Source organism: Novosphingobium aquimarinum, assembly GCF_009746585.1.
GTDB lineage: Bacteria > Pseudomonadota > Alphaproteobacteria > Sphingomonadales > Sphingomonadaceae > Novosphingobium > Novosphingobium aquimarinum.
Genome location: NZ_WRPO01000010.1, coordinates 91,039 through 117,377 on the forward strand (window position 1 = coordinate 91,039; position 26,339 = coordinate 117,377).

23 protein-coding genes are annotated in these 26,339 nt (G+C 64.4%); 13 read left to right on the top strand and 10 right to left on the bottom strand.

Annotated features, from left to right (window positions below):
* Positions 1-16 precede the first annotated feature (16 nt).
* The 6 genes from GQO94_RS11815 to GQO94_RS11840 all read right to left on the bottom strand — a co-directional run bounded on the left by GQO94_RS11815 (position 17) and on the right by GQO94_RS11840 (position 6,065).
* Complete coding sequence (locus tag GQO94_RS11815) at positions 17-1,225, bottom strand: MFS transporter (protein WP_198045931.1); 1,209 nt, start codon at positions 1,223-1,225, stop codon at positions 17-19.
* Positions 1,222-2,049: a TauD/TfdA dioxygenase family protein gene (locus tag GQO94_RS11820; RefSeq protein ID WP_156841685.1), complete on the bottom strand. Its 828-nt coding sequence runs from the start codon at positions 2,047-2,049 to the stop codon at positions 1,222-1,224. Before GQO94_RS11820 ends, GQO94_RS11815 begins: the two co-directional genes overlap by 4 nt.
* Before the next feature lie 22 nt (positions 2,050-2,071).
* Positions 2,072-3,442, bottom strand: a complete 1,371-nt coding sequence (locus GQO94_RS11825; RefSeq protein WP_156841687.1) for an amidohydrolase family protein — start codon at positions 3,440-3,442, stop codon at positions 2,072-2,074.
* 105 nt (positions 3,443-3,547) lie between these two features.
* Positions 3,548-4,909 (bottom strand): AtzE family amidohydrolase, encoded by a 1,362-nt coding sequence (locus tag GQO94_RS11830; protein WP_156841689.1) that lies wholly within the window; start codon positions 4,907-4,909, stop codon positions 3,548-3,550.
* 2 nt (positions 4,910-4,911) lie between these two features.
* Entirely contained in the window at positions 4,912-5,112 is a 201-nt protein-coding gene (locus GQO94_RS11835) for a hypothetical protein (protein ID WP_156841691.1), read from the bottom strand.
* 137 nt (positions 5,113-5,249) lie between these two features.
* The gene (locus tag GQO94_RS11840; protein WP_156841693.1) at positions 5,250-6,065 is read right to left on the bottom strand and encodes a DODA-type extradiol aromatic ring-opening family dioxygenase; all 816 of its coding nucleotides are present in this window, start codon (positions 6,063-6,065) and stop codon (positions 5,250-5,252) included.
* 211 nt (positions 6,066-6,276) lie between these two features.
* Here GQO94_RS11840 and GQO94_RS11845 point away from each other — a divergent pair, with 211 nt between their 5' ends.
* A complete protein-coding gene (locus tag GQO94_RS11845; RefSeq protein ID WP_156841695.1) occupies positions 6,277-7,542 on the top strand; it encodes an MFS transporter in 1,266 nt (421 codons plus the stop codon).
* A gap of 168 nt (positions 7,543-7,710) precedes the next feature.
* Here GQO94_RS11845 and GQO94_RS11850 read toward each other — a convergent pair whose 3' ends face one another.
* A complete protein-coding gene (locus tag GQO94_RS11850; protein ID WP_232332903.1) occupies positions 7,711-8,811 on the bottom strand; it encodes an acetamidase/formamidase family protein in 1,101 nt (366 codons plus the stop codon).
* A gap of 236 nt (positions 8,812-9,047) precedes the next feature.
* On the opposite strand from GQO94_RS11850, the gene GQO94_RS11855 reads away from it, so the two are divergent.
* The 3 genes from GQO94_RS11855 to GQO94_RS11865 all read left to right on the top strand — a co-directional run bounded on the left by GQO94_RS11855 (position 9,048) and on the right by GQO94_RS11865 (position 13,226).
* The gene (locus tag GQO94_RS11855) at positions 9,048-9,533 is read left to right on the top strand and encodes a VOC family protein (RefSeq protein ID WP_156841697.1); all 486 of its coding nucleotides are present in this window, start codon (positions 9,048-9,050) and stop codon (positions 9,531-9,533) included.
* A 77-nt stretch (positions 9,534-9,610) separates the two neighbouring features.
* Complete coding sequence (locus GQO94_RS11860) at positions 9,611-10,825, top strand: aromatic ring-hydroxylating oxygenase subunit alpha (RefSeq protein ID WP_156841699.1); 1,215 nt, start codon at positions 9,611-9,613, stop codon at positions 10,823-10,825.
* Positions 10,826-10,913: 88 nt separating this feature from the next.
* Complete coding sequence (locus tag GQO94_RS11865) at positions 10,914-13,226, top strand: acetamidase/formamidase family protein (protein ID WP_156841701.1); 2,313 nt, start codon at positions 10,914-10,916, stop codon at positions 13,224-13,226.
* A 10-nt stretch (positions 13,227-13,236) separates the two neighbouring features.
* Here GQO94_RS11865 and GQO94_RS11870 read toward each other — a convergent pair whose 3' ends face one another.
* Positions 13,237-14,079, bottom strand: coding sequence for an oxidoreductase (locus GQO94_RS11870; protein ID WP_156841703.1), 843 nt, complete (start codon positions 14,077-14,079; stop codon positions 13,237-13,239).
* Between the two features lie 222 nt (positions 14,080-14,301).
* On the opposite strand from GQO94_RS11870, the gene GQO94_RS11875 reads away from it, so the two are divergent.
* From GQO94_RS11875 to GQO94_RS11915, 9 genes are all read left to right on the top strand, one after another.
* Complete coding sequence (locus tag GQO94_RS11875; RefSeq protein ID WP_408636621.1) at positions 14,302-15,429, top strand: LLM class flavin-dependent oxidoreductase; 1,128 nt, start codon at positions 14,302-14,304, stop codon at positions 15,427-15,429.
* Positions 15,422-16,081, top strand: a complete 660-nt coding sequence (locus tag GQO94_RS11880) for a cysteine hydrolase family protein (protein WP_156841707.1) — start codon at positions 15,422-15,424, stop codon at positions 16,079-16,081. Before GQO94_RS11875 ends, GQO94_RS11880 begins: the two co-directional genes overlap by 8 nt.
* The gene (locus tag GQO94_RS11885; RefSeq protein ID WP_156841709.1) at positions 16,078-17,049 is read left to right on the top strand and encodes an isopenicillin N synthase family dioxygenase; all 972 of its coding nucleotides are present in this window, start codon (positions 16,078-16,080) and stop codon (positions 17,047-17,049) included. The genes GQO94_RS11880 and GQO94_RS11885 overlap by 4 nt, the downstream gene beginning before the upstream one ends.
* Complete coding sequence (locus GQO94_RS11890; RefSeq protein ID WP_156841711.1) at positions 17,046-18,473, top strand: amidohydrolase family protein; 1,428 nt, start codon at positions 17,046-17,048, stop codon at positions 18,471-18,473. Before GQO94_RS11885 ends, GQO94_RS11890 begins: the two co-directional genes overlap by 4 nt.
* Positions 18,474-18,516: 43 nt before the next feature.
* Positions 18,517-19,755 (top strand): MFS transporter, encoded by a 1,239-nt coding sequence (locus GQO94_RS11895; protein ID WP_156841713.1) that lies wholly within the window; start codon positions 18,517-18,519, stop codon positions 19,753-19,755.
* 133 nt (positions 19,756-19,888) lie between these two features.
* Positions 19,889-20,326, top strand: coding sequence for a MarR family winged helix-turn-helix transcriptional regulator (locus tag GQO94_RS11900; RefSeq protein WP_156841715.1), 438 nt, complete (start codon positions 19,889-19,891; stop codon positions 20,324-20,326).
* A 70-nt stretch (positions 20,327-20,396) separates the two neighbouring features.
* Positions 20,397-20,906: a (2Fe-2S)-binding protein gene (locus GQO94_RS11905; RefSeq protein WP_156841717.1), complete on the top strand. Its 510-nt coding sequence runs from the start codon at positions 20,397-20,399 to the stop codon at positions 20,904-20,906.
* Positions 20,903-21,892, top strand: coding sequence for an FAD binding domain-containing protein (locus GQO94_RS11910; protein ID WP_156841719.1), 990 nt, complete (start codon positions 20,903-20,905; stop codon positions 21,890-21,892). The genes GQO94_RS11905 and GQO94_RS11910 overlap by 4 nt, the downstream gene beginning before the upstream one ends.
* On the top strand, positions 21,889-24,207 hold the full coding sequence (locus GQO94_RS11915; protein WP_156841721.1) for a xanthine dehydrogenase family protein molybdopterin-binding subunit: 2,319 nt from the start codon (positions 21,889-21,891) through the stop codon (positions 24,205-24,207). Before GQO94_RS11910 ends, GQO94_RS11915 begins: the two co-directional genes overlap by 4 nt.
* 139 nt (positions 24,208-24,346) lie before the next feature.
* Here GQO94_RS11915 and GQO94_RS11920 read toward each other — a convergent pair whose 3' ends face one another.
* A complete protein-coding gene (locus GQO94_RS11920; protein ID WP_156841723.1) occupies positions 24,347-25,033 on the bottom strand; it encodes a hypothetical protein in 687 nt (228 codons plus the stop codon).
* Positions 25,034-25,153: 120 nt separating this feature from the next.
* The gene (locus GQO94_RS11925) at positions 25,154-26,146 is read right to left on the bottom strand and encodes a sterol desaturase family protein (protein WP_156841725.1); all 993 of its coding nucleotides are present in this window, start codon (positions 26,144-26,146) and stop codon (positions 25,154-25,156) included.
* Positions 26,147-26,339 lie beyond the last annotated feature (193 nt).

Below are 26,339 nucleotides of genomic sequence, written 5' to 3' on the forward strand. Positions count from 1 at the left end.
TGAACGCGCGCACCTGTCAGGCGGGGTGCAGCGCGACCCTTCTCTTGCGCAGGCGCAGACTAAGCAGCGCGATCGGCAACTGCACCACACCCAGCCCGATCAGCGCGGGGACGTAGCTGCCGGTCGCCTGCGCCGAAACGCCCGCTATCCAGGGCCCGAGTGCGGCAAAGCCGGCCAAGGTCCACACTACGCCGAGGCTGGACACGCCCTGCTGACCGAACAATTCCACCACCAGCAAGGTCACGGCTAGAGTCGCGCCGCCCACACCCGCGCCCAGCAGCACCGCAAAGGCAAACAGGCCCGCACCGGGCGGGGCCATCGCCAGAATCGGCATGGCCAGTCCCGTGCTGACGAGCGAGGCAGTCAGAAGATGTCGCGCGGGGAAAAACCGGGTCAGGAAACCGCCAAGCCCGGCAATCGCGGTCGCTGCCAGCCCTTCGATTCCCAGTAGCCTCGCAGTGACGTCGGCGGAGAGATTCTGATCGGCAAGGTGGGCCGGCGCCACGCTCGAGACCGTAACCAGGCACGTCTGCGTTACGACGGTCGCCAGCGCCAGGACCACGAAGGGTGCGGAGCGCACGATCGGCCCAATCGCGGCGGTCGCGCGACCACCAGCCTTCTCGCCCGATGCGACCGGCGGCTCGCGCAGCAAGAAGAGAGCGGTGAGCGCCAACCCGCCGCCAAGCAGCGCGACACTGAGATCGTAGCCACGCCAGCCGACCTGGGCGATGAGCCCCTGGGCCAGCGGCGGGCCTATGGCGTTGGCCGCCATGGCCGCCATCATGTAGGTGCTGATCATCCGGTCGGACCGCGCTCCGCTCCATCCCGCGATCAGGTGGACGCCCGTCGTCGTGCCGGCCAACGAAAACCCCATCCCGGACAAAAACGTGCCCAGGAACAGCGCTAGCGACCCTTCGGCGTTCGACAGCGTCAGCGCTGCCGTCGCGAGCGTGGTGAGACCCGCAACCATCGTTCCGCGCCCGCCCAAACGTGGGATCAGTAAGATGGGCAGCGGCGCCCCCGCGCTCGCCCCCAGCACGACGCAGGTGAACGCAGTGCCCGTCGTCGCCGGAGAAAAGCCGAGGTCCTGCGCCATCGCGAACAGCGACAAGCCCTGGGCCGCGAAAACCACGGACTGCACCAGCACGATGGCGAAGCAGGCAATGACAAGGATAACAATTTCGCGAGAGGACGCCCTTGCCGCTGGGGCGTGCGGCGCGGTCAATGCGGTACGTCTCCGGCGATCTGGACGCGGTAGCCGGAGCGGGTCTGCGGAAAATAATCCCAGATGGCCGAGTGCTGAGCGCAACGGTTGTCCCAAAAGGCAATCGAATGCGGTTGCCAGGCAAAGCGGCACTGAAACATCGGATGCTGCACATGATCGTACAGGTAGGCCAGCAGCGCATCGCTTTCGGCGCGCGGTATCCCTTCGATATACGTCGTGAAACCCTTGTTCACATACAGCGCCTTGCGGCCCGTAACCGGGTGCGTGCGGATGACGGGATGGCTGTGACGCGGGAGCGTCATGCCCTCGGGCGTGATCCCCCCGAAACCGACCACCGCGTCATGCATGGCGCGAAGCCCTTCAAGATGGGCTTTCATCCGGTCCGATAGCGCTTCGTAGGCCGCGTACATGTTGGAGAACACGGTGTCGCCGCCAACGGGCGGCACGGTGTGCAGGTAAAGAATCGAGCCGAGCGGCGGAGCCTCGTCGCAGCTCATGTCCGAATGCCAGTCCTCGCCCGCGACGAACTTGGAATCGGCGTCGGCATGGATGATCGTCACTTCGGGGTGATCCGGCACGCGCCAGGGCGCGGTGCTGGGCGCGATGTGAATGCCGCCGAATGCCCTTGCAAGCGCGATGTGCGCCTCGTGATCGATCGGCTGGTCGCGGAAGAAGAGCACGAGCCTATCCGCCAGCGCGTCCTTGAGCTCGGCGATGGCACCGTCGTTCAACGGACGCGTAAGGTCGATGCCTGAAACCACGCCGCCGATGCCGGGGGTCAGCGGCGAGACGGTGATCTGTGCATTTATGGTGGATGTCGCCATGCCAAGCTCTCAATCTGGAGGATCAGGCAGCCGACCACGCGCCATGCGCGGGCAGGCCGGAACGGGAAAGGATTTGCTGCGCCGCCACTTGCGCGCGGGCATAAAGCGCGCCCTCATCGATCTTGGTGCAGCGGTAAGCCTCGACCACGCGCTCGCCATCGACCCAGACCGAATGGACGCTCGCGCCGCTTGCGGACCAAACGAGCTGGTTGACCGGATTGTTGAGCGGGCGCCACTCGGGCCGATCAAGCGCGTGGAGCACGATGTCCGCCTTATAGCCCGGCGCGAGCCGTCCGATGGTCTCGCCGAGGCCTAGCGCGCGGGCGCCGTTGATCGTCGCCATTTCCAGCACCTTGGCGGCGGGGAACAAGCCGCGGTCTTTCCTGCCGTCCTTGAACAGTCCGGCCATCAGAGCCATCGCGCGCACCATGTCGTGGCTATCCGCGCCGTCGGTGCCGAGCACCAAGTTGACCCCGGCCGCATCCATCTCGGGAAATAGACCGTCGCGAGTGGTGCCAAAGCCGCACTTGATCGCGGCTCCGGGACAATGCGTGACGTTCGTGCCCGAAGCAGCCACGAGTGCCAGTTCGGCCTCGTCGATCTGGACCATGTGCACGAGATTGAGCCATGGTCCCAGTACGCCGATCTCGGACAAGTGGACGATGGGGCGCTTGCCCTCGTGCTCGAGATACCAGGCGGGATCGTCGAGAACCGGGCTCATGTGTGCGCTCACGCCCAGGCCTTCGCGCTGCGCGAGAGCGCTGGCATGCTGCCACAAGGCGTCGGTCCCGGTGCTGTGGCCGATTAGATTGGGCCACACGCTGAGCCGCCGTCCGTCATCGGGCCAACGTGCGCAATCCGCATCGAGCGCGGCGCAGGCCGTCTCGGTCATGCCGGTCTGGTCGGCCGCGCGATCCCAGGCGCGATCTTCGCACCAGCGGCCCACGCGCCCGCGAATGCCGATGGGCGCGATCGCTTCCATCACCGCATCGAGGGCGATCACGGTGCCGGCTTCAATGAACGTGGTGGTCCCGGTGCGCAGCATGGCAACCACGGCGAGCTGGGCGGACAGGCTTTGTTCGGCCTCGTCGTGCCCTTTGTAGAGCGGGATCACCCATTCCATCAGTTCTTCATCGAAGGGAAGATCTTCGGGCAGGAAACCGCGGATCAGCGTTTCAGTGATATGGGCATGGCCATTGACGAGGCCCGGCGTCGCCAGAAAGCCCTCGCCCGACACGGTCGTATCGGCGGTATAGCGGCGCGCAAGCTCTTCGCTCGGGCCCACCGCGACGATGCGATCGCCCTGCACTGCGATCACGCCGTCACGCAGGATGCGGCGGTCCTCGTCCATGGTGATCACCGCAGCGCCGGTGATGAGCGTATCAACCTGCATGAAAAATCCCGCTTTCCCGACCGCAGACTAAAGCGGGAAAGGCCGAACGCTTGCACCTGCGCGCCATATTATTTGCAAATTGCTCTTCGCCGACGGTGGCCCGCGTCAATCCTGCGCCGGGTCCGGCACACGGCAGAGCCCCATGTCCAGCAACTGGCGTGCGGCCTTCAGCAGGATTTCCTCCTGGCCCGCCGCGGCAATCAGCTGCACGCCAAGCGGCATCGCGTGTTCGCCGGCCAGCGGAAGCACGAGCGCGGGCAGCCCCATCAGGCTGATCGGCTGGGTGTAAATGCCGAGGTGGCTGCGCGCGGGCACCTTCTCATCGGCGAAATCCATGACGGGGTCGGAGATCAGCGGGGCAAAACCGGGCGCCGCCAGCGTAAACAGCACGTCGCTCTTGGCGAATTGCCCGCGCGCGCGCTGCTGAATCCAGTTGCGCGTACGCTGGGCGCGCAGATAGTCCTCCGCCGGCAGCAGGCAACCGGCCAGAAGCCGGTCGCGGACCGGAGTCTCGAACGCCATGGGATCGGCCTCGAGTGCCGAGCGGTAGAGACTCGCGCCCTCGGCAGCGATTATGATCGAGGCCGCGGCACGCGCTAGCTCGGCGTATTCGAGATCGAATCCGACGCGGCCAACCTCACTCCACATCTGCTCGAGCGGTGCGCGCGCCTCGGCGCCGATGTTCTGATCGAACCAGCTCAGCAGGCGGCCGAAGCGCAAAGGCCGATCGGGCGCCGCTTCCGACTGCGGTCGGTCGGCGCGCAAGATCTCTCGCACGAGCGCGACATCCTCAATGTCGCGCCCCAGGACACCGATCACATCGAGGCTCTCGGCGAACGGGAACACCCCGTCGAGCGGCAAGTCGCCGAAAGTCGCCTTGAGGCCGATCACGCCGCACAGCGCCGCCGGAACACGCAGCGAGCCGTTGAAATCGAACGCCAGCGAGAACGGCACGATATCGCGCGCAACCGCGACTGCCGATCCTCCGGCCGCTCCGCCCGCGAGCCGCGTCTCGTCGTAGGGATTGCGAGCAGTGCCGAAATGCTCGTTCATGGTGACGAAGCCGTAGCCTGCCTCGTCCATCAACTGGGTTCCGATCAGGATCGCGCCCGCAGCCTCAAGCAGCGCAATGGCCTTGGCGTCGCGACTGGCGAGCGGCGAATGGGCGCGGGTGCGCGACCCGACATGCGTGACCTGACCGGCAATGTCGAACTGATCTGGAACGCCGAAGGGAACGCCCGCCAGCGGACCGGGATCCCCACCGTTCGAGACAACGGCATCGACGGCGTCCGCCCGCGCCATAGCGCGACGTTGCAAAAGGCGGGTAAAACCGCTGCACTCGGGGCCCAGCGCTTCGGCTCTCGCCAGCGCACGCGCGCATAGATCGCGGGCCGAAAGCCGGCCCTCCCGCACGGCCTTCGCCAAGCCGATCGCGCCGCGCTCGGTCAAGTTCGTCGTCGCGGACATATCTACGCGGTAAACGTCATCGCGCTGGCACTGCGCGGATTGAGCGCAAAGGCGCGCAACGTGGAGACATGATCGACGAGCACGTCGAGATTGGCCGCGACGCCCTCCAGGCATTCCTCGGGCACTTCGATCCCGGCCTGCGCGAGCCTGTCGCGTACGCTGTCCTTCGTTGGCCGCATAAGCTGATGGCCGCCGGCTGCCATGATCTACTCCCGGATGGGCCCGTGCTTGCGAACGCCGCAGACAGGGCCGGATGCGGTCCTCTTCTGGCAGCCTTGCCGAGGACCTTCAAGCGCGGAAGCGTTTTCGGCTGACAGCAGCTTTCCCGGCCGAGCCGAGCTCAGCCGAAACGGTAAGCGGAAACGTCCGCCATCATCACGTTGTCGGTGAACACGCGAGCGCCGGCAGATTGCGCGCCTGCGCCGGCCGCGATCATCATCGGCATCAGATGCTCCTCGCGCGGGTGCGCCATCCGCGCCGCAGGGGCCGAAGACCACTGGCCAAGCATGGCATCGCGCTCGGCAGCGGGCGCCTCGGCCGCGCGGGTCAGCCATTCGTCGAAGATTGCGGAAGGCTCGCGCGCCGCGGGAGAACGGAACGAGCGCATGTTGTGAAAGCTCATGCCGGACCCGACGATGAGAATGCCTTCCTCGCGCAAGGGCGCAAGCGCGCGGCCGGCGGCAATGTGCTCGGCAGGGTCCATCGTGTTCCTCATCGAGAGCGGCACGACCGGGATATCCGCATCGGGCGTGATCAGCAGGAAGGGCACGAAGACCCCGTGATCGAACCCGCGCGACGGATCTGTGCGCGCCGGCAGCCCTGCCCCTTGCAGCAGCGAGACGATCCGTTCGGCAAGTTTCGGAGCGCCTGGCGCCGGGAACGAGAGCTCATAAGTATGCTGAGGGAAGCCATAATAGTCGAAGATCATCTCCGGCTGCTCGGCTGTGGACGCGGTATAGGCGTCTTCTTCCCAATGGCCGGAAATCACCACGATCCCCTTCGGCCGTGCGGGCAGAGTCTCGACCAGTCCGCGCAACCAATGCTCGGTCTTGTCCCAAGTGTCCGCCGGGCCGCCCATCAGCGACCAGTCCATGAAGAAGCACGGTCCCCCGCCATGCGGGATGAAGAACGTCGGCATTGCGGTGTCTGTGACCATCGGTCTCATAAATCCTGTTTCTGCAAGGCGCGGCGTCACGCCCGAGGCGTTGCCGCCGTTCGAGCCCGTGAACTGAGGCGAAGTGCGCAGGGACGCAAGTCCGCAAACTTGACGACAAACGAAGAATATCTTTGCGGGCCGCCGGAATCGCTTGGGATTGCGTCGCCGACATAGTCAAACTGCCACAACAGCACCCCAGCGGAGCCGCTCCATGACCAGCCTATCCAGCTTCGTCGCGCAACCCGACGTCCGTCAACCTGTGAACCCGACCAAAGTCCTCGCGGCGGCGACGACCGGAAACGTCGTTTGCGTGACCGCGGCCGTCAGCGCGACGTTCGGCACCTTTCTCGTCCCTGTCTCGGAGGATTTCGGTTGGCCAAGGGCCGCAGTCTCCGGCGTTCTCGGACTGATGGCGGTGATTTCCGCGTTTTCCTACCCGCTTATCGGCCGCGCGATGGACAAATGGGGTGCAAGAAACCTGTTGATCGGCGGCCATGTCGCCCTGGCGTGTCTGATCATGTCGCTTTCTCTGGCGAGCCCCAACATGGGCTTGTTCTACCTCCAGTTCGCAGCGGTGGGCCTTGCCGGAGCGGTCTGCAGCTCGCCTATGTTCAGCAAAGTCATTTCCAACTGGTTCGACGAAAATCGCGGCCTCATGATGGGCATTTCGGCCGGTGCGGGCAATGGCATTGGCGCGACGCTCATGCCGATCCTCGCCGGCATTCTGCTGCCTGTCCTGGGCTGGCGCGCAACGTATCTCGCGATCGGCGCCGTGGTGCTGGCGATCGGCTTCCCCGTGCTGCTGGCATGGCTACGCGATGCGCCGCCCACCGAAACCAGCACGCCGGCAGATCTCCAGGGCATGACCCTGGCCGAAGCGATGCGCACCCCGCGCTTCTGGATCCTGCTCGTCGCGGTCGCATCGGGGGCGGGCGGCATGACCGCGGTGTTCACGCATGTCGTCCCGATGATGACAGACCGCGGCTTCGGGATCGGCGAAGCGACCGGCGTGGTCGCCGTCTTCGCGCTGGTGACGGCGGGCTGGCAGATCGTCACCGGCGGACTGCTCGACAAGGTATCGAGCCCCGTGCTGGTGGTGCCGATGTACCTCGCCGCGATCGTCGGCCTGTTCCAGCTCCAGTTCGGCCACAGCACTGCCGCAGTGATGAGCGCCGGGGTTCTGCTCGGCATCGGCATGGGCGCCGAATACGGCGCGCTGGGCTACCTCACATCGCGCTATTTCGGCCTCGCGCACTATGGCGCGATCATCGGCACGCTCTACGGAGCAGTCATCCTTGCCCAAGGCCTCACGCCCGCGCTGATGGATCTCAGCTTCGATGCGACAGGGGACTACAACCAGGCGACGATCGCCATCGCGGTCATACTCGCGGCCGGGGCGCTGCTGCTGTTTTTCCTGCCTTCGGCCCGCATCGACCAGGTGATGGAGTCAGAACCCCCGATGGCCTCGCTGGGGTGATCCTCTGACGCCATCGCTATCGGTGCGCATCTAAGAAACGTTGCTTCGCGTCGGGCCGCTGCACCACGGACCGCCACAAAAAAGTCGGGGCCCGATCAGATCGCGCCCCGACCAGTTCTTGTCCGTACGGGAAAGGGAACTGAAGATTCCCGTTAGACGGTGGTCCGATCAGTCCGCATCACTGTCCTTTACGACCCCCTTCTGAGGGAACATCCGGCGTTCGATGCGTGCGTGTACGCCGAGAGTGCCGTCGACGACCTGGGTAACGCCGAAATCGGTCGCCACGCTCATCAGCGAATAGGCGTCGTCGCGCGACAAGCCCTGCTGTTCGGTCAGCAGATGCAGCATGTCCATCGAGCAGGATTTCATCGCCGCGTCGAGATCCTCGCCGAACCCGTGGACGATCCAGTTGTCCGGCGTTTCGAGCAGCGGCGACGGGAAGTCGAAATCCTTGCGCAGGATGATCTGGAACAGGCAATCGAGCGAGGATTCGATCGCGGTGCCCGAGATTTCGCCGTCGCCCTGGCTGACATGCGGATCGCCGATCGAAAACAGTCCGCCCTTGACCTGGCACTTGTAGAACATCGTCGAGCCGGCGCCGATGCGCCAGTTGTCGATGTTGCCGCCGTGCAGGCCGGGCGGGATCGTCGAGACAGGCTCGTTCACCGCAGGCGCGACCCCGGCAGTACCGAGGTGCGGTCGCGCGGGGATGGTGATCCCCGGCAGCGCCGGGTGCCGATCGCAGGTCGGGCAATTGGTGATCGTGCCCGGCACCAGATACTCGCCGGGAAAATCATAGGCGTATAGCGCGCTGGCGGTGTTGGCGACGGGATCCAGCTCGTAGATCGTCACACGTTCCTTCTTGCCGAACTCTTCGTAGAGATGGCCCCAGTTTGCGGCGAGATTCGAGCCGTAGTTGTTGCGCGGCCGCATCTGCAGGTAGCGGACTTCGAGCATGTCGCCGGGCTCCGCACCTTCGACGTAGATCGGTCCAGTCATAATATGCACGCCCGGCGCGCGACTGGCGGGATCGACTTCGCGGAAGATGCGCTCGACCCCTTCGTCGAACATCAGGTCCGGGGCATCGCCGGCATGGTGCGTGATCGCCTCGGCATGGACGAGATCACCGCTCTTGATGGTCAGAACCGGCTTGATGTCGGGTGAGAAATAGCCCCAGTGGATCGTCTCCGGCGTGGCCTTCAAATGCCACAAGTTCGACGGCGTCGCAGCCGCCGCATCGTTCATCGTCTTCATCGTCACCGACGCCATCCACGAGCCCCTTCTCAATCCACGGGAAATAGTCGGCCCACGTTTCAGGCGCAGTCCGCCGCATGGTCTTGCCGGAAAGCGCCCGCAAACTTGTGCGAGGGCGGATGTGGAGCCGTCCATCAAGAATGCGGTCGCCTCGTGCCAAGAGATGACCGGGCGGTTTGGCCACAACACGTTCAACGAAACCGGCGCGCCGCGCCCTGGCGCCAACCCGCCTCAAGCAACTGGATCGCTTCATGCCCAATACTCTTATTTTCTTCGACATACCCAGCGACGATCCGGCCGCAGCCGGCATCTTCTATTCCGAGGTTTTCGGGTGGCAAAACGATCTGAAGCCGGAAGGGACCTACCATCGCATGGTTCCAGGGGGGCAATTTCCGAACCCCGACGGCTCGGACAGCGAGATCGGCAACCTGCACATGGGGATCTTCAATGCGGCCAACGCGCGGCCGCATCCCGATGCCGACGGAGCGGAGCCCCGCACGATCGCGACGGATGGTCGCCGTCCGCGCATCTGGATCCTGATCGGCGACGAAGACTCGCCCGAAGCGATCCTCGGTCGCGCCGTCGAACGCGGTGCGACCGTTTTGTGGACCAAGCACTACTGGTCCACATTCAACGGGCTCAACCACGCCTTCCGCGATCCTTGGGGGAACGACATCGTGCTCTGGGAAAAGGGCGGAGAAAGCCCCGAGATTCCGGCTGATTATACGCGCGAGTAGTTTTTCACCATGAACGAATGTGGCAGGATCGCTTCCTGCCGCCCCCTCACCTCACTCAGTCAGGACGATCCCCGATCATGCCCGCAGGTCCGCTTCCCGAACCCTTCATCGCTTCACTCGACGAATCCGCTCTCGATCTTGCGGACGCCTCGACCTTGCCTCCCGCGTGCTACACGAGCCGTGACTTCTACGAGTTCGAGAAGGAAGCGCTTTACTACCACGAATGGCTTTGCGTCGGCCGCGCGGACTGGATTCCCAAGACCGGCGACTATTTCACCACTCGCATCGTAGGCGAACCCATTGTCGTGGCGCGGACTCTCGACGACAAGATCACCGCGATGTCTTCCGTGTGTCAGCACCGCGCGATGCTGGTGGCAGAGGGCAGCGGCAACGCGCGCGGCTTCGTCTGCCCGTACCATCACTGGAGCTATGCGCTCGACGGTACGCTGGTGGGGGCACCGGCCATGAGCAAGACCTGCAATTTCGATAAGAAGGCCTACAGTCTGCCGCGCTTCGCGGTCGAACTGTGGAACGGTTTCATCTTCGTCAACTTCGATCTCGAGGCCGCACCGCTTGCACCGCGTCTCGCCAAAGTCGACGAGGCGATCGCGGAATACGAGCTCGACAAGGCCGAAGGCGTCCGCCCGGAGACCGTCCAGCAGCTGCCCTGGAACTGGAAGGTGATGTTCGAGAACAACAACGACGGCTACCACGCCAGCCGCCTGCACCAGGGCCCCATGCACGACTTCGTGCCTTCGGGGCTCGCCGAATTCCCGGATTCCGAGCCATCGGACGCGGGCTTTCTGCGCTACAACGGAACCCTGCATCCCGATGCCAGCTTCAATGCGACGCAGCGCGCGATCCTGCCGATCTTCCCGGGCCTGTCGGACGAGGGACGCAATCGTCTCGTGTTCGCCAATGTCCCGCCCTCTTTGAGCCTGGTGATGACCTGCGACATGATCATCTACCTCCTGATCCGTCCGGATGGGCCGGAAACGCACGAACTCGATACGGGCCTGCTGTTTGCCCCCGGAGCGATGGCCGACCCTGCGTTCGCGCATAAGCTCGACGTCAACGAGCGGGGCGCGCTTTCGATCATTGCGCAGGACATGCACGTCGACGCGCTCGTCCAGGAGGGCCTGCGTTCGCGTTACGCCCCGCGCGGGCGCTATTCGTGGCAGGAAGGCGCTCAGGGCCAGCTCAACAAGTGGCTGATCCACCGCTACAAGGCCACGCAGGACCGCCTCGTGGCAGCCCAGCCTGCCGATACGGCCCTGACATCGGTGTCTTAGCCATAGTCTGGATTGACCTGACTTCACGTTTACGTCAGGCCTTGGTGATGCACATAACTGTGGTTCAATACCGAGCGGGTCCCGCTGCATGAGCGGCCTACGCGTAACGACCAATGCCTTCCCGCGTGACCAGAGGCGCGATGCCTGGAGTTTCGCTCTCAAGCGGGTCTCGCTCGACCTGATCGAGGCGCAGGACGACGTCTATGGCGATCTCGTCAGCTTCACCAGCGGCCAGAAGATCCAGTTCATCCGCGTCACCGGGACCGCCCAGGTGCTTTCGATCGACTGTAAGCAGGAAACGCCGTCCTTCTGGCTTGTCCTGCTGCTCGAGGGCACTCTCGAGGCGAAGAGCGGCGAGACCACGATCGCCATCAGTGAAGGCGACATGCTGTACGGCGGAGCCGACAACAGTTGCCGACTGGCGCTGAACGGCGATTTCCGCCTGCTCGTCATCAAGGTGCCCTTGTCGCTCCCGGCCCTCAAGGCACGTTCGCCGCTACCGACCGAGATCAGCAACCTGATCAGCGATACTGCGATCGGGCGGATGCTTTCAGGGCTGTTGCGAACAGTCGCGGATTCGATCGTCGAGCTGACCGACGATCATATCCGGCCGGTCGAACTGGCGCTTCCCGAATTCATCGCGGCAACCTTGCTGGATCGCGCGCCGGCCAAATTGCTCGGCGGAGCGGCGGGCGGCCGCGCCGCCATCCTGGAGCGGGTGTTCCAGTCGATCGAGATGCGCTTGTCCGATCCCAATCTCAATGCGCATCAGGTTGCCGCCGAACACGACATTTCGCCGCGCTATCTGCAAAAGCTGTTCGAATCGCACGGCGACAGCTTCGGCCACTACGTCAAGCTGCGCAGGCTCGAGCGCTGCCGGCTCGATCTCGGCAGCCCGCTCCACGCGCAGCGCTCGATTTCGGAAATCCTGTTCCAGTGGGGCTTCAACGACAGCGCCTCGTTCAGCCGTGCCTTTCGCGAGCAATACGGCATGAGCCCGCGCGAATATCGCAAGTCGCCGGATGTCGGCGGGCCGCCTACCGATGGGCCGCGTCGGGGGCGCCCGGAAAAGGCGCGCGACGTGCGACTGGAACCGCGCAGCGCCGAGGACGCCGAGGAAATCTCCGCGCTGCAAAGTGAGCCGCCAGCGCCGATCGAAGTGCGCCATCATCACTTGCCGGTGCGGCCCAATACGATCCACTGGGGCTATTTCAGCCGCTCGCTCAAGCCCGTTCTCGAAGTGCGATCGGGCGATTTCGTCACGGTCGAAACGCTGACGCACCATGCCAACGACGATGCCGAGCGCATGATCGAGGGCGATCCGGGGGCGGAAAGCGTTTACCGCTGGACCGCCGATTTCAAAGCAGTGGACCGACGCGGCGCAGGCCCGCTCGACGGATCGACGCTGGGGCGCGGCCCCGGCGAAGGGTTCGGGGTCCACATCTGCACCGGCCCGATCGCCATCGAGGGCGCGCGGCCTGGCGATGTCGTTGAAGTCCGCATCCTCGACATGAATACGCGCCCCAGCGCCAATCCGCGCTTCGCCGGGCGCTCGTTCGGTTCGAACGCGGCCGCCTACTGGGGCTTCCACTTCAACGACTTGTTGACCGAGCCCAAGCAGCGCGAAGTGGTGACGATCTATGAGATCGACGGCGAGCCGGGACGTTCGACCGCGGAAGCCGTCTATTCCTATCGCTGGACGCCGCAGACCGATCCGAACGGTGTCGTGCACAAGACGATCGATTATCCGGGCGTTCCGGTCGATCCCGAAACGATCACGCGCAATTTCGACGTGCTGCGCGACGTCGTGATCCCGGTGCGTCCGCACTTCGGCGTGATCGGGCTGGCTCCCGCGCATTCGGAACTGGTCGATTCGGTGCCACCGGCCAACTTCGGCGGCAACATCGACAATTGGCGGCTGGGCGCGGGCGCCAGCGCGTTCCTGCCGGTGAACGTGGCGGGAGGGCTGCTATCGCTCGGCGATCCCCATGCGAGCCAGGGCGACTCCGAGCTTTGCGGTACGGCGATCGAATGCTCGATGACCGCGATGATCCAGGTCATCCTGCATCCGGCCAAAACCAGCCGACCCTATATCCGCGACCTCGACTATCCGATGATCGAAACGCGCGACGAATGGGTGATCCTGGGCTTCAGCAACGGGGAATACTTGAAAGACCTCGGCGCGAACGCGCAAAGCGAAATCTACAAGCAGTCCTCGCTCGATACCGCCATGCGCGACTGCTTCCGCAAAGCGCGCCGGTTCTTGATGACCTTACGCAATTTGACAGAGGACGAGGCGATCTCGCTGCTCTCGGTCGGCGTGGACTTCGGCGTCAGCCAAGTGGCCAACGGCAACTGGGGCGTCCACGCCGTAATCCGCAAAAGCCTGTTCTCGTCCTGAAGCGGCCGGATCAGGCGGCCGGTTCGCTCTGCGCGGCAACCGACAGCGTATAGTCTGCCCAGCGCGCGAACTGCTCGTTCAGCATCGCAAACTCGCTCTTGGCGTAGCCCAGTGCATCCGCGCCCAGCAGCAGCAGGAGCGGCGGTTCCGGCTCTTCCAGCGCGCGCAGGATGGTCTGCGCCGCCAGATCGGCGTCGCTCGGCTCCTCGCCATGGTGCCCCAGCAGCGTCTCGCGCGCGACGTGTGCGGTCTCGGCGTAATCGGCGATGCTCTGCGGCGCGCCCGGCAGGCGGGCCGCGGCGAACTCGGTGCGCAACCCGCCTGGCGCCACGTTGGTGACCTTGATCCCCAGTGGCGCGACTTCCTGCGCCAATGTGCGCCCGATGCAGTCGAGCGCGAACTTCGATGCTCCGTAAAGCGCGGTACCGTGCCAGCAGGCAAGGCCGCTGATCGAGGTGATATTGACGATGTGACCCGCCTTGCTTGCGCGCATGTGCGGCAGCGCGGCCTGGATCACCGCCATTGCGCCCCAGACATTGACATCGAACATGGCTTTGGCGTCGGCGATCGGCGTCTCCTCGATCGCACCGGTGTACCCGTGGCCGGCATTGTTCACGACATAGTCGAGCCCCCCCAGCCGTGCCTCGGCGGCATCGACGACGGGACCGACGGCCTCGAGATCGGTCACGTCGAGGCGCATCCCGATGGCGCGCTCCGGCTGAAGGGCCTCGAACGCGGCAAGTGCCGCATCGCTGCGCACAGTGCCGACCACCCGGTCCCCCCGCGACAGCGCAGCCGAAGCCAGCGATCGCCCTAGGCCAGTGCTGACCCCCGTGATGAACCAGTTTGCCATGTCGCCGCGTCCTTTCCTGTTCACGTCCGCTACTTGTGCGCACCGCTCGCGCCGATTTCTTGTCTCCTACCGTGCGTCCGTTTGACGGAAAGCCGGCTTGCCCACAGCACTGCGGCCAGACACAGTGAGCGTGACAAGAGCGCGGGCGCTAGGTGACAAGAACCCGGCCTGCCCGCGCCATAGTCTCCGGGGCGCTTGCACATGGCCAATAGGACGCGGATCTTGACCTCTACACGACGCCCTTCACACTTCGGCCTTCCTTCGGACACGGGTGGACGCGATCTCGGCATTTTCATGCCGATGGCGAACGGCGGCTGGATCATGTCGCGCAATTCGCCCCGGCTGGACGGGTCCTACGAATACAACCTCAAGGCCGCGAAACTGGCGGAGGACATCGGCCTGGACTTCATCATGGCGATGGCGAAATACCGCGGGTATGGCGGCGAGATCGAGCAGTGGCGCTACACGCTCGATTCGCCGATGATGATGGCGGGCCTTGCCCAGGCGACAAGCCGAGTGAAGGTTTGGGCGACGGTCCATACGATCCTGCAGAATCCCGCGGTCACGGCAAAGATGATCGCTACGCTCGACCAGATCAGCGGCGGACGCGCCGGTCTCAACGTCGTGACGGGGGCCTACAAGGGCGAGTTCGCGCAGATGGGCGCCTGGCCCGAAGGCGTCGACCACGACGAGCGCTATGTCCTGGCGACCGAGTGGATCCAGGCGATCAAAGCCCTGTGGACTCAAGACAGCGTGACGATGCAGGGCAAGTATTTCCAGCTTGAGGATTGCATGTCCGATCCCAAGCCCTTCGTCCCGCCGTTCCTGGTCTGCGCCGGCACGTCGAAGACCGGGATCCGCTTCACCGCGCAGGAAATGGATGCCCTGTTCCTCTCGGGTGGCAATCTGGAGGAACTCGCGAAGAACAGCGCGGGGGCAAAAGCAGGCGCGCTGGAGGAAGGCAACCCCATCCGGACCTATTCGATGATGACCGTGGTGCTGGGCGACAGCGACGCGGCGGCAGAGGAAACCGCCGCGCATTATGCTGCGGGACTCGACGAGGAAGCGCTTTGGGGCATGATGCGCGCCTACGGCATGATCGATGCGGAAATCGGACGGGAAAACGACTTTGTGAAGAAGAGCCGCTCCGGCTTCATGACACCGCACGTTGCGGGGACGGCCGATACCGTGATCGAGCGATTGTCGGAAATGTTCGAGAAAACCTCGCTCGACGGACTGATGCTGATCTTCCCTGAATACCTCAGCGCTCTGCCCGTGTTCGGCGAAAAAATCCTGCCCGTGCTTCGCGAACGTTTCCCGGCGCGTACTTCGGAACCGACTCATGCCTGAGGCAGAAACCATGCTTCCCCACGTCGCCGAACCCGGCGAGATGATCGCGCCGACCCGCACCGCGCTGGTCGTCGTCGATATCCAGGTCGACTTCGCATCGAGCGAAGGCGTGATCGGCCGCCACGGCGTCGATATGAGCCCCGCCGAAGCCGCGATCGATCGGATCGAGGACCTGATTGCCGCAGCCCGCAGCGCCGGAGCGACCGTCGCTTTCATGCGGGTCATGACTCGGCCGGAAACCGATTCCAATGCGTTGAAGACTTGGATGGAACGGCGCGGCACGCCCGGCGGGGCCGGCATCTGCCGCATCGGCAGCGGCGGCGAGGACTATTACCGGGTGACGCCAGAGCCGGGCGACATTGAAGTGAGCAAGCTGGCCTATTCGAGCTTCCATGGCACCGACCTGGCGAACCAGCTGCGTACGCGCGGCATCGACACGCTCGTCATGACCGGCCTCACGACCGACTGCTGCGTCGATTCGACCACGCGCGATGCCTTCCACCACGATTTTCACACGTTCGTCGTCTCCGACGCTTGCGCGAGCCTGGACCCCGGACTGCATGAGGCAACCCTCAATGCCCTGCACCTTCACACCTCGCTGCTCGTGACCACCGAGGCTGTCGTGACCGCATGGGATGGCGCCAAGGCGTGATCCTCTACGACCCTCCCAGCGCCGCACAGTCGATCCCGGTCGTCGACCTCGAAGGTAGCTTTACGCACGCCCAAGCGCGCAGCCGCGTCGCCGACGCCATCCATCACGCGTGCCGGGAAACCGGTTTCTTCTACGTGACGGGCCATGGCGTTCCCGAAGCGCTGGTCGAGGCCCAGCTCGATTGGACACGCCGCTTCTTCGACCAGGATCGAACCCGTAAGCTGGCGCTTTCGATCGATCGTTCGCCCTGTCGCCGCGGCTACGAAGGCTACGGCAGCCAGGTCCTCGATGAAGGATCGGCCGCGGACTTCAAGGAAAGCTTCATGATTGCGTGCGAGCTTGCGCCGGATCATCCCTGGGTCGTCGCCGGTCTGCCAATGCAGGGCCCCAACCAATGGCCCGACGCGTTGCCCGGTTTCCGCGAACAGATGAGCGCCTGGCAGGACGAGATGGTCCGCCTGGGGCGGCACCTCATGGGCTGTCTGGCGCAGTCGGTGGACCTCCCCTTCGATTGGTTCGCCGATGGGCTGGGCGAACCTCAGTGCGGGGTGCGGCTGCTGCGCTATCCGCCCCAGCCCGCAGACGTGGAAGGCAATCTGCTGGGCGCGGGGGCGCACAGCGACTGGGGCTCGATCACCATACTCCTGCAAGACGATCTCGGCGGTCTGGAAGTGCGCAATGCCGACGGTGACTGGATCCCGGCGACGCCGCTTGGCGGCAGCTTCGTGATCAACATCGGCCAGATGATGGAGCGCTTCACGGCCGGCATCTATCGCGCCAACCTTCACCGTGTGCGCAACAATCACGCGCAACGCGCGCGGCATTCGGTGGCGAGCTTCTTTGAACTCGAACCCGACTATCGCATGGCGCGGGCGCCGACTTGCATCGGCGACACCCGCGATGACGTCCCACCGCCGACCGTCGGCGAGCACATCGAAGACATGGCCCGCGCGAGCTACGGCGCATGAGCGCGCACGGCCAACCCGACGGCGAAGCGGCGACGCCGGTGACGGCGGACACGCTGATCCGTCACGCCTGGATCGTCACAATGGACGAGGAGCGGCGCATTTACCGTGACGGCGCGCTGGCGATCCGGGGCGACCGCATCGTCGCCGTCGGCCCGGACGCCGATGTCGCCGCCCACGTCGACGCCGCCGAGACGATCGACGGCAGCCGGTTCGTCCTCACGCCCGGTTTCGTCAATTGCCACGTCCACATCACCGGCGAACCGCTGACCCGCGGGTACATGCCCGATGACCTCGATTGGCGGACCAACGTGATGGACTGGCTGATCCCCACCTACCTCGCGCAGACGCCCGAAGAGGAGCGACTATCGGCCCAGTTCGCTGCGCTCGAGATGCTCAGCACCGGCACGACATGCTTCATCGAGGCGGGCACGATCCTGGATCTCGACGCCGTTCACGATGGCCTGGCAGAGACAGGCATTCGTGGCCGTATCGGCCAATGGGTGCAGGACCGCGCGTTTGCGCCGGGCGAGGATCAGGCGGCAATGACCGCGGAGGCGATCGCCAAGCTGGAAGCGCAGCTGGAGCGGTATCCGGCACGCGACGACGCGCTCCTTTCCGCCTGCGCCAGCCTCGTCGGGCACAACACCGCTACCGACGACTTGTGGATTGCCGCCAGCAACCTGGCCAAGGAACATGGCGCGAGCCTCACTGCCCACATGAGCCCGGACCCGGCCGATCCCGAATTTTATCTCGAAACCTGCGGTCGCCGCCCCGTCGCGCATCTCGACGCACTCGGCGCATTGGGACCGCACTTGTCGCTGACTCACATGATCTTTGCCGACCTCGACGAGGTCGCGCTGCTGGCGCAAAGCGGCACCCACGTCACGCATTGCCCGATGACCGCGCTGAAAGGCGCTTACGGCGCCACTCATTCCGGTCTGTTTCCGGAGATGGCCGCGGCGGGCGTTCTGCTCCAGTTGGGCACAGACGGCAACAACAACGGCAACAGCGCCGACATGATGCGCGCGATGTACGTCACCGCCGGCCTGTTCAAGGACTCGCGGCGCGACGTCTCGCTGTTCTCCGCCTACGAAGTGCTCGAGTTTGCGACACGCAACGGAGCCAAGGCTGCCCGTCTCGGTCACGCGATCGGCGCGCTCGAGCCCGGCAGGATGGCCGACATCGTCGCTCACGATCGCAACCGGCCCGAATGGACGCCGCTGCTCAATCCGATCAATCAGCTCATCTGGTCGGCAGACGGACGCGGCGTCCATTCGGTCTGGGTCGGCGGCCGGCGCGTGGTCGATGGCTATCGCCACACCCTGATCGACGAAGAGCGGCTGCTGGCGCAAGTCGAAGCGGCCGCGCCGGGTCTTATCCAGCGGGCAGGCAAGACCGTCGAATGCCGGTGGCCCGTGCTGTGACGAAACGGGCGCCCGAACTGAGACTAGCGGAGCGAGCACGGTCATGGTGAGCGAGCGTCTGAAATCCTTCGCCGTGCTGGCCATGCTCAGCCTGCTGTATTTCCTGCTGATGGCCGGCACTTTCAACTCGCTCGGCCTCGTCTTGCCGGCGATGGTCGAGGCTTTCGGCATGAGCTGGGCCCAGGCCGGCTTCGGCTTCACCTTGCTCGGGATCGCCTGCGGTATCATGAGCCTGGGGCCAGCGCTTCTCATCCGCCGGATCGGAGTGACGGGCACCCTGCTGCTTGGGACCGCGCTCCTGGTCACGGGCTTTCTGGCCATGTACCTCGCGCAAAGCACTACCAGCTACTATGTCGGCACGACTCTTCTGGGGCTTGGCTTCTGCTTTTGCGGCACGGTACCCGGCGTCCATGTGCTGAGCAGCCTGTTCGCCAGGCGCTCGGCAGTGCTCGGCGTCTATTTCACCGTCGGCAGCCTCGGCTCGGTCGCAGGACCGCTGTTCTACTGGGCTGCGACCGATCTGGGCCTGGACTGGCGCGGCTACTGGCTGAGCTTCGCGTTCGGCTCGCTCGTCATCGGCGTGCTTGCCGCCCTCTCGACACGCGTGAGCCCCGGCACGACGTCATCCGCATCGGACGGTATGGAGGCGCCGGACCTGCCGACGGCGATTCATGGGTGGCTGGTGCGCCCTGCCCTCTCGACGGTCCAATTCTGGGTGATCGTGTTCGCCTACACCGCCTGCCTGGCGATCAACACGACCACTCACAGCTTCTCGTATCAGCATTTGCTCGAAAACGGCCTGAGCGCCGAAAAGGTTACTCAGCTCATCAGCTTGTCCGCGCTGATCGGCGCGGGCGGCGCGGCTCTGGCGGGGTGGATGGGCGAAATCTTCAGCCCGCGCAGCCTGACCATGCTGTCGCTGGGATGCCTTGCGATATCCGCGATCACACTGGGGATCGGACAAGGCGAGATTGTCCTTGGCATCTGGGTGCTGACGCTCGGCGTCGGCCTCGGCTTCAGCTACGTCGGCACCGCCATGCTGCTGCAGGAGTATTTCGGACAGCGCGCCAGTCTCGAACTCTATTCGATCATGACCGCGATTTCGACCTCGGCCGCGATCGGCCCCGCGTTCGGGGGATACATGCGCGACATGTCGGGGAGTTTTGCCGGGACCTTCTATGTCCTTGCCGCCATCGCCCTCGCCCTGCTCGGCGCGGTGCTGGTCCTGCGCCCGCCGGCGCAAACGACCGAGCCGGCGTTGAAGCCTGCCCATCAGGCCTGACCGCATGATTTGCCCGGATTACTGATACACCGCTCGCCGAGGCCCTTCGAGACGTCACTTCGCAGATCTGAAACGGGCAGAACCGCCATCACCGCGCTGGTTTCACGCGCGAACACATGCTTTCCTCGGGGCCATGGCCGAACCGACCCAGGAACAGATCGATCAGCTATCGCTCGCATTCGAACGCTTCACGCGCCGCTTCAAAGTGGCCGAGGCAGCGGCCGCGGCCAAGAACGCGCTGAACGCCCTGGACGCGCAGGCGCTCGTCTTCGTCAGCGAAAATGCAGGCTGCAATGCCGGCGAAATCGCCCGCTATCTCGATGTCGTGCCGACCACGATGTCTTCCGCGATCGAGCGGCTCGTACGCAAGGGTCTGATCGAGCGGCGCCGGCCCAAGGAAGACCGCCGATCCGTGGCGCTGACGGCGACCGATAAGGGCCTGCAAGCGGTCGATGACCACAAGGCGGGTTATCGCAACGCCTGCGCGGCGATGCTGCGGGCGCTCGATAGCACGGAACGAAACGAGCTGATCCGACTTACGGAGAAAGTCGCAAATACGAACGTTGAATAATACGAACTTCGTATTATTCTTCGATATGCCGGCGCAGGTTTAGCGCACCGGCCTCAGCACGGAGGCGTTCATGCCTATCTCGATCAACGGTGCCGACTATCCCCTGCCTGACGACCCCCGCGTCTCGCTGCTCGACCTGTTGCGCGAGCGGGAAGGTTTGACCGGCACCAAGCTCGGCTGCAATCAGGGGGCTTGCGGCGCCTGCACGGTGCTGCTGGACGGAGAACGCGTCTTGTCCTGCCTGACGCTGGCGGTTCAGGCGGAGGGGCGCGAAGTGGTCACGATCGAAGGCCTGACCGGAGACGGCGAGGAGCTCCACCCGTTGCAGCAGGCCTTCATCGACCATGACGGCTTCCAATGCGGCTATTGCACGCCCGGCCAGATCTGTTCGGCCATCGCGATGGCGCAGGAACTGCGGCGTGGCGATCCCAGCCATGTCACCGCCGATCTCGCCAGCGGCCCGAACGGCCCGACGCGCGAGGAAATCCGCGAGCGGATGAGCGGCAATCTGTGTCGCTGCGGCGCGCATAACGGGATCGTCGAAGCGATCGAGGTCCTGCTGGCGGGAGAAGCGGCATGACGCCTTTCGCTTATCGGAGCGCAGCCAATTGCGCGGAAGCCTTGAGCCTGGGCACCGGCGGCGACGTCCGCTTCCTTGGCGGGGGAACCAACCTCGTGGATCTGCTGCGACAGAATGTCGAAAGCGCCGCGCAACTGGTCGATGTCAGCCGCCTTAGCGGTTCGATTGACGAAACCGATAACGGCAGCTTGCTCATCGGCGCTTCGGTGACGAACAGCGCACTCGCCGCCCATCCGCTGGTCCGTAGCCGCTATCCCATGCTGTCACGCGCCCTCCTGGCCGGCGCCTCGGCACAGATCCGCAACATGGCCACGGTCGGCGGCAACGTGATGCAGCGCACGCGCTGCGTCTACTTCTACGATGCCGACGGCGCTCGGTGCAACAAGCGCCAACCGGGCAGCGGCTGCGACGCGATCGGCGGGTTCAACCGCTATCACGCGATCCTCGGTGCCAGCCAGGATTGCATCGCCACCCATCCCTCGGACATGTGCGTCGCGCTGGTCGCGCTCGATGCTCTCGTGCATCTCGACGGACCCGACGGCCAGCGCACCATGCCGCTTGCCGGCTTTCATCAGCTTCCCGGCACGCACCCCGAAATCGAGACCGTGCTGCAACCTGGCGAACTGATCACCGCGATCGAACTGCCGCCCGCTACGACGGCAACGACCAATTCCGAATATCGCAAGGTCCGCGACCGCTCCAGCTACGCCTTCGCGCTGATCGCGGTGGCAGGCGGATTGGAAGTGGTCGACGGCAAGGTGGCCGACGTCCGCATCGCGCTGGGCGGCGTGGCCGCAAAGCCATGGCGTGCCGAACGCGCGGAAGCAGCGCTGCGCGGCTCGCCCGCGACCCGCGCCAACTTCATGGCTGCAGCAGCGGAAGAACTGGCCCCCGCGCAGCCGCTGGACGGCAACGCATTCAAGATCGGGCTCGTGCAGCGGACCATCGCCGCCGTCCTCACATCGCTGGCGGGAGACCAAGCATGAGCAAGCTGCAGAACGCCCTGGTCGGTGGCGTGCGAACCGTGCTCGAGCATATCCCCGCGGCCTGGCTGCCCGGCGCCTCTCCCGATCATCTGGCAGAAAGGCGTGTCGCGCTGGGTACGCAACAGCCCCGGATCGACGGCCCGGAAAAAGTGCGCGGCATGGCGCGCTTCGCGGCCGAAGTGCCGATGGACGAGCTGCTCCATGCCGCTTTCGTCCATTCGACGATTGCGCGCGGCACCATTGTTGAGCTGGACATCGCGGCCGCCGAGGCCGCGCCCGGTGTTGGTTTGGTGATGACGCACCGCAACGCCCCGAAAATGAAAGTGCCGCCCTCGATCGGCCTCACCAGCATGAAGGCAGCCGGCAACCACACTCTGCCGATCATGCAGGACGCGGAGATCCGCTGGAACGGTCAGGTCGTCGCGGTCATTCTGGCCGAGACTCGCGAGCAGGCCGACCACGCCGCATCCCTGGTGAACGTGCTCTACGACGCCGCCCCGTCACGCACCCGCTTCGAGGAAGGAAAGGCAAACGCCCGCACCCCGCACTCGATCCAGATGGATCAGAATCGGCTGGAAAAGGGCAATGCCACCAAGAAGCTGGCGCAAGCCGCAGTCTCGATCGATGCCACTTACAGTACACCGTGGGAAAGCCACAATCCGATCGAACCGCATGCCGCCACCATCGCCTGGGAAGGCGAAAAGCTGATCGTTCACGACGCGACTCAGATGATTCACGGCACGGTCGGCTCGCTGGCCAAGGTCTTCGGGATCAAGGATGACGATGTCTTCGTCAGTTCCCCTTTCGTCGGCGGCGGCTTCGGTGCCAAGGGCTTGTGGGACCACCAGATCCTGGGGGCGGCGGCAGCCAAATTGACCGGCCGGCCGGTGCGCATCAGGCTGTCGCGCGAAAGCATGCACCGCCTGGTCGGCGGCAGGACGCAGACCGAGCAGCGGGTGGCGCTGGGCGCCGACGCCGATGGCAAGCTCAAGGCGCTGCTGCATCATGGCTATGCCACCAAACCGCGCCACAGCATCACTGACGAAGCGTTCAGCCAGACCGGCCGATCGCTTTATGCCTGCGAAAGCTTCGATGTGGTACAGCACTATGTCGATCTCGACTTGCTCGCCAATTCGTTCATGCGCGCACCCGGCGAGGCGCCCGGCACTTTCGCCATCGAATGCGCAATGGACGAGCTGGCCCATGCGCTGAACATGGACCCGGTCGAACTGCGCCGCCGCAATGTCGCGACCTGCGATCCCGTCAGCGGCGCGCCGCATTCGCAAAGCGACATGATGGCCGCGTATGACATGGGTGCCGAGCGCATCGGCTGGGACCGACGCTCACCCGAGCCGCGCACACGCTCCGAAGGCGAATGGCTGATCGGCATGGGGTGCGCGACCGGCACTTTCCCCTTCTTGCGCATGCCCGGCACCGCCGCGCGGATCACTGTCGATGCCACCGGGCACGCCCATGTCGCCAGTGCGGCGCACGAAATGGGCATGGGGACCGCGACCGTGCAGCGCCAGCATGCGGCGGATCGCCTTGGCTTGCCGCTCGACAGCGTGTCCGTGACGATCGGCGATTCCACCTTACCTTATGGCGCCCTTGCGGGCGGCTCATCACAGACGGCTTCGCTCGGCGCGGCGATCAGCGCGGCCAGCGACAAGCTCGCCGAGCAATTGTTGCGCCTCGCCGGCAACGACACCCCGCTGGCAGGGCTCAAGCCGGGGGAAGTCGAATTTGCCGATGGCGGGTTGCGCAAAATCGACGATCCGTCGCGGCACGAAACGTTCGCGTCGATTCTCGGGCGGGCCAGCCAGGCGGAAGTGAGCGTCACGGGCGAGAGCAAGGCGCCGATGGAAATGCTCAAATTCTCGATGCACAGCACATCGGCCGTCTTCTGCGAGCTGCGAGTGAGCGAAGTGACCGGCGAGATCCGGATCGATCGGCTGGTCGGCGCCTTCGATTGCGGCCGGATCCTCAATGCGCAGACCGCGACCAGCCAGTTCAAGGGCGGCATGATCATGGGACTGGGCATGGCCCTGACCGAAGAGACGCTGCTCGACGAGCGCAGTGGCCGGATCATGAGCACGTCGCTGGCCGAGTACCATGTGCCGGTCCATCTCGACGTGCCTGACATCGATGTCCTGTGGACCGACATTCCCGATCCGCGCACGCCGATGGGCGCCCGCGGCATCGGCGAAATCGGCACGACAGGCGTGGCCGCGGCCGTTGCCAATGCCGTGTTCAACGCCACCGGCGTCCGCGTGCGCGATTTGCCGATCACGCTCGACAAGCTGGATCTTGGCTAGCGCGCGATCTCAGTCGAATGCATCGATTTGAGATTGCGCCGAGACAGCTTTTCCAATTCGAGCGGCTGGCTGGGCTTGGCGACCAGTAGCGATGCGGACTGCGCCACTAGCCGCGTCAGTCTGACACGACCAAGCGGAATCAATTGGGCCGGTTCAGCTTCATCCGATCGGCGCTGGCATGATCGGCCTGTACAGACTGACCGTTCAGCACTCTGCGCAAGGTTCGCCGCATCAGGAACGGCTCGAACCACCGACCAAACAGATATAGCACGGCAAAAATTCCCGAAAGGATGTAGGCGGGCTTCGGGGTGTGCTTGTCGGTACCCTCTTCTTTTTCGCGCTTCTTCTTTTCTGCCAGAGTTTCGGGGGCTGGCGCTCCGAGAAACTGGTCGATCGCGTTGAGCGGTCCCGGTTCCTTTTCTTTCTTCTTGTCCTTCGCCTTATCTTTTCCCTCCGCCGCTTTTTTCTCTTCGGCGTGGCGCTCGTAGTCGATGAGGAAGACGGTGGCCTGCGCAATCGCGAGGAACAGGAACGGCGCCAGGAACACCAGAAGGAGCGCAGGGCTGGTAAGCTTGTAGCGCAGGCGGGTGTTTCCCTGCTCCTGAACCACCCGAAGCGTCCCGCGGGAAAACGTGGCCAGCTTGTCCTGCGCGGCCGGGTTATCCTTGACGTAAGTCAGCGTATCGCCGTCGATCTCGACGTGAGTGCCAGCGGCATCCAGCAGCGGATCCAGCCGCAAAAAGGTATCTTTTGGCGTACGGGGAGGCTCGAGCGGAATGGATCCGCGTGCGGTCCAGATTCGATCGATGTAGGGCAAGTTCAGCACTGGCGAAATGCTCCGACGATGGGCGAAGCCGCAAGTCTCCGCGCACCTGCTCGCATCGACGCGGAGCAGGAGAGCGAAAATTGCTCCACCAAAAAGCTTTTGTCTGGCTGGACGGCCCGACTATTCTGCGGGGACTGCGCTCGGCCTGTCGAAGCGCTGACGCCACCAGTCCTTGGCGGTCGCGTATCCCTCGGTGAAGGGATAGACCATGGCCTCGCGGATCTGCATCCGGCGACCACCTTCCATCCCGAGGTGCTCGGCTTCACCATCGACGCACGTGCCGAAAATCCGGTCGAAGATGATCCAGGTCGCGCCAAAGTTGCTGCGGCTGGCTTCGTAGTCCTGCGAGTGGTGCACGCTGTGATGTTCCGTCGTATTGAACAGGAAGCGCCACCAGCGCGGCGTATTGAACCGCACATTGATGTGCTGATACGTGCCGATCGCGAGGCCGAAGGTGCCCGCCAGAAGCGCTGCACGCGGCAGGAAGTCGAAGAAGCCGCCGATGCCGAGACCGATCAGGAAGAGTTCGACCGGATTGCCGACCGCGCCCTTATTGATGTTCAACTGCGTGATGTAGTGGTGCGGCGCATGAGTCAGCCACAGCGGATGCCAATTGTGCATCCCGCGATGCATCCAGTATTGACCGAAATCGAAGATCAACGAGATCAGCAGAGCCTGCACCAGCAGCGGCAGCGTCGTGAACCAGTTCAGCTTGTCCCAGTCGTACGACTTCTGGACCCAGCCGATGATGGCGTCGGAGCCGATATAGACATCGACCATGCTCAGCAGGGTGTAGCCCAGACCGATATAGAACAGATCGGAGCACAGCTCCTTCCAGGTCAGCTGCCAGCTCTTGTGACGTGGATAGAGCAGCTCCATCCCGATCAGCAGGACCTTAAAACCGATGCCGATGATAATCGCGGTTTTCGCAGTGGCCAGGGAATTGGGCGCGTAATACCAGAACGCTATCAAGGCCAGGAGGGCTGCGGGTTGGAAAATCGTGAAGAAAAGCTTTCGAGCAGGTCCACCTTCGACCTTGGGAATATTCTCCCAGCCGACCGTAACCGGCGAATCTCCACCGATAATTCTTTTGCCAACGCGAACACCAGCCATCGTGTTACCTCGTTTTCAAATAGAGAAATGCCGGAAAGAGCCTGCGAGTACTGATTGCGCGAAAACCACCCTGCATAGTTGAAATCACGCGCTCTATTACGCCCGTGATCCAGCGCGCCGGGTCCGCTGTTGACCTGGTCTCTTACAGACTCTCCCGGCAGATTACGTCTTATCGCTGTATAGAATCGAATTA